Source organism: Micromonospora sp. NPDC049580 (genome assembly GCF_040675595.1).
Classification (GTDB): Bacteria; Actinomycetota; Actinomycetes; order Mycobacteriales; family Micromonosporaceae; genus Micromonospora.
In genome coordinates, this window is sequence record NZ_JBFAPG010000250.1 from 1 (window position 1) to 9,104 (window position 9,104).

11 protein-coding genes are annotated in these 9,104 nt (G+C 69.8%); 9 read left to right on the forward strand and 2 right to left on the reverse strand.

Going from position 1 to position 9,104, the window contains the following annotated elements:
* On the reverse strand, positions 1-950 hold a 950-nt coding region (locus tag AB0J68_RS19715), incomplete at its 3' end, for a carbohydrate-binding protein (RefSeq protein ID WP_363939817.1).
* 257 nt (positions 951-1,207) lie between these two features.
* On the opposite strand from AB0J68_RS19715, the gene AB0J68_RS19720 reads away from it, so the two are divergent.
* The 5 genes from AB0J68_RS19720 to AB0J68_RS19740 all read left to right on the forward strand — a co-directional run bounded on the left by AB0J68_RS19720 (position 1,208) and on the right by AB0J68_RS19740 (position 4,610).
* Entirely contained in the window at positions 1,208-1,858 is a 651-nt protein-coding gene (locus tag AB0J68_RS19720) for a TMEM175 family protein (protein WP_363939819.1), read from the forward strand.
* Between the two features lie 152 nt (positions 1,859-2,010).
* Positions 2,011-2,424, forward strand: a complete 414-nt coding sequence (locus tag AB0J68_RS19725) for a DUF6069 family protein (protein WP_354855501.1) — start codon at positions 2,011-2,013, stop codon at positions 2,422-2,424.
* Between the two features lie 37 nt (positions 2,425-2,461).
* Positions 2,462-2,815 carry a YciI family protein gene (locus AB0J68_RS19730; protein ID WP_354855500.1) on the forward strand — a complete coding sequence of 118 codons (354 nt, stop codon included), beginning with the start codon at positions 2,462-2,464 and terminating at the stop codon, positions 2,813-2,815.
* Positions 2,816-2,835: 20 nt separating this feature from the next.
* The gene (locus tag AB0J68_RS19735) at positions 2,836-4,035 is read left to right on the forward strand and encodes an RNA polymerase sigma factor (RefSeq protein WP_363939821.1); all 1,200 of its coding nucleotides are present in this window, start codon (positions 2,836-2,838) and stop codon (positions 4,033-4,035) included.
* A complete protein-coding gene (locus tag AB0J68_RS19740; RefSeq protein ID WP_363939823.1) occupies positions 4,032-4,610 on the forward strand; it encodes a dihydrofolate reductase family protein in 579 nt (192 codons plus the stop codon). Before AB0J68_RS19735 ends, AB0J68_RS19740 begins: the two co-directional genes overlap by 4 nt.
* 87 nt (positions 4,611-4,697) lie before the next feature.
* On the opposite strand, the gene AB0J68_RS19745 is transcribed toward AB0J68_RS19740, so the two are convergent.
* On the reverse strand, positions 4,698-5,114 hold the full coding sequence (locus AB0J68_RS19745; protein ID WP_355066537.1) for a hypothetical protein: 417 nt from the start codon (positions 5,112-5,114) through the stop codon (positions 4,698-4,700).
* Positions 5,115-5,251: 137 nt separating this feature from the next.
* On the opposite strand from AB0J68_RS19745, the gene AB0J68_RS19750 reads away from it, so the two are divergent.
* The 4 genes from AB0J68_RS19750 to AB0J68_RS19765 all read left to right on the forward strand — a co-directional run bounded on the left by AB0J68_RS19750 (position 5,252) and on the right by AB0J68_RS19765 (position 9,079).
* Positions 5,252-6,175, forward strand: a complete 924-nt coding sequence (locus tag AB0J68_RS19750; RefSeq protein ID WP_363939825.1) for an NBR1-Ig-like domain-containing protein — start codon at positions 5,252-5,254, stop codon at positions 6,173-6,175.
* Positions 6,176-6,374: 199 nt separating this feature from the next.
* Positions 6,375-7,232, forward strand: a complete 858-nt coding sequence (locus tag AB0J68_RS19755) for a peptidoglycan-binding domain-containing protein (protein WP_355066535.1) — start codon at positions 6,375-6,377, stop codon at positions 7,230-7,232.
* A 32-nt stretch (positions 7,233-7,264) separates the two neighbouring features.
* Positions 7,265-8,149, forward strand: a complete 885-nt coding sequence (locus AB0J68_RS19760; protein WP_363939827.1) for a peptidase inhibitor family I36 protein — start codon at positions 7,265-7,267, stop codon at positions 8,147-8,149.
* 6 nt (positions 8,150-8,155) lie between these two features.
* Positions 8,156-9,079, forward strand: a complete 924-nt coding sequence (locus tag AB0J68_RS19765) for a SpoIID/LytB domain-containing protein (RefSeq protein WP_363939829.1) — start codon at positions 8,156-8,158, stop codon at positions 9,077-9,079.
* The last annotated feature ends 25 nt before the right edge of the window (positions 9,080-9,104 follow it).

The following is a 9,104-nucleotide window of genomic DNA, read 5'->3' on the forward strand; positions in this document are numbered from 1 at the left end:
GAGTTGCGCAAGGACGGGACCCAGTAGGCGCTCAGGTCACCAGGGGCGTTGCAGGTGGTCTTGGAGGAGAGCAGCTTGTCGGTCGTGGTGAAGGCGTCGACCTTGGGGCCGAAGAAGGTGTGCAGGTGCGAGGCGCCCGACAGGCCGGGCAGGACGATGGGGTCGTCCGGGGCGGAGTTGGCGACCTCGCAGTCGGTGTGGAACTCGGGGACGCGGGTGGTGCCCGGCGGCACCGCCTTCGGCTTGATCGCGGTGAAGGCGGCCAACTCCTGGTTCCACGCGGCCTGGTCGACCGGCACCCAGCCGGCCGCCGGCGGGGTGGTCGGCGTGCCGGGAGCGGTCGGCGTCCCCGGCGTCGGCGTCGCCGGGCCGGAACTCGGCGTGGGGGACGCGCTCGGCGTCGTGCCCGTCGCGGGGCCGAACGTGAACCAGTTCAGGTTCACGAAGTCCGAGCGGGAGGCGCTCTTCATGACGGCGAAGACGGTCTGTGGGCCGGTCGGCACGCTCGACGCCCTGGCCGTGACGGTCGTCCACTTCTGCCAGCCGCCGGTGTGGGCGACCGGGAAACTGGCCAGCAGCGTGCCGGTCTGCGTGCCGAGGCGCAGTTCGACGGCCCCGCCGTCGGTGTTGTGCGCGGCGACCCGGGCCGTCAGCTCCGCGCCGGTTATCGAGACGCCGTCGTACCGCAGCCAGTCGCCGTTGGCGAGCCAGCCGACGTTCCTGCCGCCGTCGGCGTCGCCGGTGCTCTCGGTCTGCGCACCGGACTGCGCCGCGAAGGCTTCCGCCTGGACCCGGCCGGGCACGGCGACCTCCTCGGCCTGGGCGCCGGCGAGGTAGATGCCACTGCCGCCCAACGCGGCGACGACCGCGCAGGCGAGCGTGACGCGGGCGAGTCGACGGCGCTTTCGCGCCTGGTCCGGCGGTGCGACATGCGCGGGGGGAGTCCGCATTACCAGTGGTTTCCTTCGAGTCGGCGACAACGCTCCTGTCGGGTGAAGTATGTGCACGTCCAGAGCCTGCATCAACGTGCGGAAAAAGAATTAAGGAGGGCTGCGGGCAGGTCTCCTGGTAGCCGTCGTCCCGGCTTCGGATAACAGTTTTTCGCCCACGCAGCCTTAATTTTGTTTTAACTCCTTGAAGGCGACCCGGCCCCGCTGATTACGGATTTCGCGGTAACGAATCGTCTTCCGATCGGATACTGGAGGGCATGTCGTCCAGCCCTGGCGCTCCTCGGCTCACGCGCCGGCCGGGGCGGCTGGTCGCCTTCAGCGACGGTGTCTTCGCCATCGCCGTCACGCTTCTCGTGCTGGAGATCCAACCGCCGAAGGACTTCGGACGGCTCCTGCCGGGCCTCGGGGCGTTGTGGCCGTCGTACCTGGGGTACGCGCTGAGCTTTCTGCTCGTCGGGCAGGTGTGGGTCAATCATCACGTCATGTTCGACCGGGTCCGGCACGTCGACCGTCCGGTCCTGTTCCTCAACACGCTGCTCCTGATGGTCATCGCGTTCCTGCCGTTCTCCACGTCGCTGCTCGCCGCCGCGCTCCGCGCGGAGCAGGGGCTGCGGACGGCGGTCGTCGTCTACGGCACGACACTGTGGTTGGCAGCGGCCCTGTTCAACGTCATCTGGGTCCATCTTCGCCGGGCGAGACTCCTGGACCCCAGTCTCGGCCCCTTCGGCGTCCGGGCCATCGGCCGTCGATTCGCACTCGCGCTGGTCTGGATCGGCGGCGGCATCCTCGTCGGCGCGTTCGTGCCGATCGCGGGCGTCGCCATCATCGCGGCCTTCCTGCCCGCCTACTACCTGCCCATCCGCGGCGAGTACGGCGAGGACGACAAGACCACCGACCGTCCGGGCTGAGCCGGACCGGGTGGCCCGGAGACCGGCTCGGCGTACATCGGCGACGAGGCCGTCGAAATATTGTGGGTGCGGCTGTCGATCGGGACCGGCTCTCTTCGTAGCCATGGTGAGAGCCCGGAATCGAGACGGGCCACACCCCGCTGGAGGGCACGATGACCACCACCGCGCAGACCACCCGCACCACGACGTCGGCCTTCCGCGCGCTGATCGGGGCCGGCGTGATCGCCACGGTCGCCGCGAGCGCCGCCACCATGGCCGTCGCCGCCGTCGGCCACGCGGCCGGAATCAGCCTCGACATGAGCGGCGCCCCGATTCCGGTCACGGGGTTCGGCGTGCTGACCGCCGTCTTCTCGTCGATCGGCGTGCTCCTCGCCGTGCTGCTGTCCCGCTTCGCGCGGCGTCCGCGGCGCGCGTTCGTCCGTACGACTGTGGTGCTGACGGTCCTGTCCCTGGTGCCGGACGTGCTCGCCGACGCCGGGACGGCCACCAAGGCGCTGCTGATGCTCACCCACCTGGTCGCGGCCGCGATCGTGATCCCGGCCGTCGCGCGCCGCCTGGCCGCCTGAGCTGTTCCACCCATCGTCGAGCTATCGGAGGATCATCATGAAGCAGTACCTGCTGTCCGTGCACTTCGTCGAGGGCGCGCCGACGCCGTCGGACGAGGAGATGGAGATCATGTTCCGGGAGACCGGGCGGATCAACGACGACATGCAGGCCGCGGGCGCCTGGGTCTTCGCCGGGGGGCTCACGTCACCCGACAGCGCCACAGTCGTCCGGGTCGAGAACGGCGCCACCTCCATGAGCGACGGGCCGTTCGCCGAGACGAAGGAACACATCGTCGGATTCTGGGTGATCAAGTGCGCGGACCTGGACCAGGCATTGGCCTGGGCCGAGAGGTGCGCGGCGGCCTGCGGCGCGGTCGAGGTGCGCCCGTTCGACGATCTGTCCCAGGCCTGAGCGGGCAGCCGTCGCCCGACATGGACCTGGCGAGCGTCTACCGCGCGGAGTACGGCCGCTGCGTCGCCACCCTGGCCCGCCTCCTCGGTGACATCAACCTCGCCGAGGAGGCGGTCCAGGACGCCTTCACCACGGCGCTGCAGAAGTGGCAGACCCTGCCACCCAACCCCGGCGCCTGGATCGTGACGACCGCACGCAACCGGGCCATCGATCGGCTCCGCCGGGAGTCGACCCGCGAGGCCCGGCACGCCCAGGCCCTGCTGCTGCACCAACAGGACGAGCCCCAGGAGGTGGGACCGGTGAAGGACGACCAGCTACGACTCATCTTCATCTGCTGTCACCCGGCGCTCGCCCCGGACGCGCGGACGGCCCTCACGCTCCGCCTGCTCGGCGGTCTCGAGGTACCGGAGATCGCCCGGGCCTACCTGGTTCAGGAAACGACAATCGCGCAGCGGATCGTGCGCGCGAAGAAGAAGATCCGGGATGCCCACATCCCGTACCGGGTACCCGCTGAACACGAGCTGCCGGACCGGCTGCCGCCCGTGCTCACCGTGCTCTACCTGATGTTCAACGAGGGCTACGCCTCCACCGCCGGGCCACTGATCAGAACGGACCTGTGCGCCGAGGCGATCCGGCTCGCCCGCGAGCTGGCCGCGTTGATGCCCGACGAACCCGAGGTCCTGGGCCTGCTCGCCCTGCTGCTGCTGACCGAGGCGCGCCGGCCGGCCCGGCTCGGCCCGACCGGCGAACTGGTGCTCCTCGCCGACCAGGACCGGTCACTGTGGAGCCGGGCACTCATCGCCGAGGGCCACGATCTGGTCCGGCGCTGCCTGCGGCGTAACCGGCCCGGCCCGTACCAGATCCAGGCCGCGATCGGCGCGGTGCACACCGATGGCGCGGCCACCGACTGGCCGCAGGTTCTGGCGCTGTACGACCAGCTCTTCTCGCTCGCGCCGACTCCCGTCGTCGCGCTCAACCGTGCCGTCGCGGTCGCCGAGGTGCACGGGCCGGCGGCGGCCCTCGCCGCGTTGGCGGACGTCGACCTCCCGGGCTACCACCGGCTGCCCGCCACCCGGGCCGAGCTGCTGGCCCGGCTCGGACGCGACTCCGAGGCCCGCGCCGCCTACGACCAGGCTATCGCGCTGACCAGCAACGAGACCGAGCGTGCCTTCCTGCGGACGCGTCGTACCGAACTCACCCACCCGAGGAGACCATCGTGACCGCCACCTACACCTTCGACGTCTTCGCCAGCCTCGACGGTTTCGGCGCCAGCACTGGCAACTGGGGCGGCTACTGGGGTAAGCAGGGGCCGGAGCTGCTGGAGCGCCGACTCGCCACGTACGACGAGGACCAGCGCATGGTCTTCGGCGGCGGCACCTACCGGGTGTTCGTGGGAATGCTGGCCGACAGCACCGAGGAGTCCGAGGTCCGGGACGCCTGGGTCACCCGCATGGTCAACCTTCCGGCGACGATCGTGTCGAACACGGTGCAGGGCCCCCTCGACTGGCCGGACGGGACCATCGTGCGCGGTGACGCCGTCGACGTCGTCGCCCGGCTCAAGGAGGAGTCCGAGGTGCCGTTGCGGTCACACGGCAGCCTCTCGATGAACCGGGCACTGCTGGCCGCCGGTCTGGTCGACTTCGTTCAGGTGACGCTCTTTCCGGTGCTCACCGGTCAGACCGGAACGGAGCCGATCTTCCACGGGATGGCCGACTACGACCTGGAGCTGATCGAGAGCGGGACGCTGGACTGCCGCTCCCAGGAACTCATCTACCGACCCACCCTGCACAGCTGAGTCGTCCCTGCCACCCTACGGTGGCGCGGTGCCGCCGGCCGTGCCTGGTGATCCCCGGCGGCGGCACCGGACACCCACCCGTGCCGGTCAGCAGCGCACCTCGGTCTCCTTCTGCGCCACGTCGGAGATCCCACCGAGGGCCCGGGTGCACACCGTCAGCGTGTTGGCGCCCAGCGACCAGACGTCCGGGCCGCTCGAGCACTGCAGGTCGCGAAGCGTGCTTCCGGTGACGATCGAGGTGCAGACCTGGTAGGAGCCGTGGCTGGCCCGGTACTGCTGCCACACGTACGTGTAGGCGTAGTTCTTGCCGCAGCCCTTGTACTGCTTGACCGAGGCGGCGGTCTGCCCGCCGACGGTGACGTACGCCGTCGCGCCGATCTGCACCGAGCTCGCGCAGCGCGGGTTCGTCTCGGCGTGGGCGGGGCCGGCGAACGCCAACGTCGCGGGCACAGCCAGCCCAGCGGCCGCGAGGATGCGTACGCCGCGTCGGGAAAGGCTCTTCATCGATGACCTCCTTCAATGCACCGGGACCGTCGATCCCCGTGTCGTCGATGCACCACATTGATGGTCACCGTGGCCCGTTCGGTAGCCTCTGACACGCCTTGACAACGTCTGACGGAGTCGTCTGACATGGGGGACTGATGAAGGACCAGCGTGCCGCCGCGGAGTCGAGTCAGGACGGACGGGCCGCCGAGAGGTTCGCCGAGCAGTTGCGGACACTGCGCAGCGCCGCGGGAGACCCGTCGTTCCGCAAGATGGCGGGGCGGTCGGGTCGGATCTCGCACACGACCCTGCACGAGGCCGCCGCCGGGACCAGGTTTCCCTCGTGGGAGACCACGCGGGAGTTCGTCCGAGCCTGCGAGGCGGACGAGGCCCAGTGGCGGCGCCGATGGGAGGACGCGCAGCGCCCGGGGATGGCCCAGCCCAGCGGGGACGGTGACCTCGAGCCGGTCGTCGCCGCGTCCGCGCCGACGGAGCAGGGCGCGTTGCAGGTCGTGGAGTATCCGCGGGCCGCGGATGGCGTCGCGAGTACGCGGCGGCGTCGCCTGCCGTGGCTCAACGCCGCCGCGGTGGTGCTGGTGGTGGCGGTGGCCGCCGTCCTGGGCCTGAGCGTTCGTGGCCGGTCGGGCCCCGACGGCTCCGGCACCCCGACCGCGTCACCGTCGTCGGTGGCGTCGCCGTCCACGACGGCGTTCTCGGACTCGCTGATTCCCGGGGACTCGAGCAGGTTCGTCGCCGACGTCACCATCCCCGACGGCACCCAGGTGAAGGTGAACACCCAGTTCGACAAGGTGTGGGCTCTCGCGAACGTGGGAAGGGTCGACTGGCACCACCGGTACCTGGCGCGTACGGAGCCCACCGCCGACGGTGACGGTTGCCAGACACCGAATCGGGTGCCGATCGGTGACACGCCGCCCGGTGAGCAGGTGATGATCCGTGTTCGGGTCACCGCGCCGAGCCGCCCCGGCAGGTGCTGGGTCAGTTGGAAGATGGTCGACGAGACCGGGCGGGAGTACTTCCCCACCCGGCGGCCGGTGTACTTCATGGTCACCGTGACCGCCTGACGAATCGCCCCGAGCGGCGTGCGGATGCGCACGCTCGATGTCAGGCGCGGGCTCGACCCAAGCTGACAACACCGCATTCATCGAGGTCGGTGACGGCCTGACGGATCTGACAGGACACCGGGGGTACCGAACAGCGGGGCGCTTCTCGCAGGGTGATGTCGCACCGAGAACGACTCACCAGCTACGAGGAGGACCCATCTTGCGCCGTCCCTGGTTAACCGTCGGGCTCGCCGCGCTCTGCGTGGCCGTCGGCGTCCCGGCCCACGCGGCGGCATCCGGCGCCACAGCGCAGCCGACCGCCGCCACGGCCGCGCGGCCGGTCGTGGACATGGAGGCCACCGTCCTGGCCGCCCAGATCGACCCCCGCCGTGCCGACAACACACTGACTCCGGGTGCGAAGAACTCCGTGCTCGCCGTGGAGCAGGCGTTGCAGGCGCAGGGCCTGCTGAACGCGCAGTGGGTCGACGGCTACTTCGGCACGGTGACCGTCTCGGCGTACGCGGCGTACCAACGCTCACTCGGCTACACCGGGCTGGCCGCGAACGGGCTGCCCGGCACGACGTCGCTGACGAAGCTCGGGCTGAACCGCTACACCGTCGGCAACACGATCGGTCCGGGCGCGAAGGTCCAGCGCGACGGGTACGTCGTCAACGCCCGTACCCAGGCGATGCTGGCCGAGGCCCAGCGTCTGCTCGGTTACACCCTGGTGCTCGACCAGGGCTCGTACAACCCCGGGGGCGACCCCACCTCGGCCGGTACGCACGACGGCGGGGGTGTGGTGGACATCGCGGTCACCGGCATGACCGCGGCCAGGCGCACCGCCGTCGCCCGGGCCCTGCGCCAGGTCGGCTTCGCCGCCTGGGTCCGCAACCCGAACCAGGGCGACTGGCCATGGCACATCCACGCCACGGCGATCAACGACACGGACCTGTCCAGTCAGGCGCAGCACCAGGTCGGCGACTACTACCTCGGCATGAACGGCCTGGCCAACCAGGGACCGGACGACGGCCCCCAGATCCCGATCAAGACCTGGGAGCAGTACCAGCGCGGGCAGTGACCCGCACCCCCTCACCGTTCTGAAAGGACACCATGAACATCCGTAAGAGCCTCGCCGCCGTCGGCGTCGCGCTGGCCGCGACCACCTCGATCCTCAGCGTCGCATCGCCCGCGTCGGCGGCGGCCCGAGACGGGGTCTGCGACAGCGGCGAATTCTGCTACTACTACAACAGCGACAACGCGGGATCGATCTCGGACTTCACCGGTTCGCTCGACGACTACGGCACCGAGCAGCCCTCGTGCTACGACTTCAAGGGCGCTGGCGCTGGCAAGGGCCTGTGCATCAAGAACGAGGCCGCCTCGGTCTGGAACCGCAGCACCAAGACCGTCCGCGTCTACTACAACAGCGGCTACGCCGGTTCTTACCAGGACTTCGCGGCCGGCGCGAAGGGCAACCTCAACGCCACGCTGAAGAACAACAACGCCTCGCACCAGTTCTCGCCGTCGACGCGCACGAACCTGTCGTACGCCCTGTACCAGGCCAGCGGCGGCACGGTCACGTGCGGCTTCGACGGTTACACCACCACGCCCGGCCGGCACGAGGGCATCGACATCGCCCGCAGCGTCGGCTCGGACGTGCGCGCCCTGGTCTCCGGAACGGTCATCTACGTCGCGCAGGGCAGCACCGGCAGCGGCGGCCTGTCCACGATCTCCGTCTACAACTCCTCGCTCAACAAGACGGTGATCTACCTGCACACCGCGCCCAGGTCCGGGGTGAGCGTGGGCGACGCCATCAGCAAGGGCGAGATCATCGCCGATGAGTCGTGGCACGGAGTGTCCTCCAGCTCGGGCGCGCACACCCACGTCGAGGTCCGGGCCGGCCGGCAGACCCACGCGGCCGTCAGCGTCGGCGACTCCACCCTGGACAACGCCGACCCGACCGCGTTCTGGAACTCCCAGGGCTACAACGAGAGGTAGGGCGCCATGAATATCCGCAAGGGCCTCGCCGTCGTCGGCGCCGTCCTCGCCATGTCCACCTCCATCCTGAGTGTCGCCTCGCCGGCAGCGGCGGCCGAACGGGACGGAACCTGCGACAGCGGCGAGTTCTGCTACTACTACAACAGCAACCAGGCCGGCTCGGTCTCCGACTTCACCGACTCGCTGGACGACTACGGCACGACGCAGCCGACCTGCTACGACTTCAAGGGCGCGGGCGCCGGCAAGGGCCTGTGCGTGAAGAACAACGCGGCGTCGGTGTGGAACCGGACCGGCAAGACCGTGCGGGTCTACTTCAACAGCAACTTCGCCGGCGCCACCCAGGACTTCGCATCCGGGGCGAAGGGCAACCTCAACGCCACGCTGAAGAACAACAACGCCTCGCACGAGCTGTTGAGCGGACCGACGGGCTGTAGCACCGACGGCACCAACAGCAAGCTGCCGAGCACCATCCTCGTCTACCGGGTCAGTCTCGGACGAGTCGATCGGGTCGACTTCAAGACGTACGTCAAGAACGTCCTCCCGAACGAGTGGGTGACGAGCTGGCCGGCCGCCTCGCTGGATGCCGGTGCGATGGCCGTGAAGAGCTACGGGTGGTACTGGGCGCTGCACTCGACCCGGAAGACGTCCGGCGGCCAGTGCTACGACGTTCGGGACGACACCGGCGACCAGGTCTACCGGCCGTCGTCGGCGCAGACGTCGACGTCGGCGGCGGTGGACCGGACCTGGTCGACCCGGATGACCCGGAGCGGCAACATCCTGCGGGCGCACTACTGCGCGACCACCACCGCGTGCGGTGGCTGGGTGGACGGGGACTGGCTGTCGCAGTACGGCTCGCGTGACCTCGCCAACTCGGGCAGCAGCTACCAGGCGATCCTGCGCTACTACTACCGCGACGTGGTCATCTCCTGACGTCACGCGCCGACCGTGCCGCCCG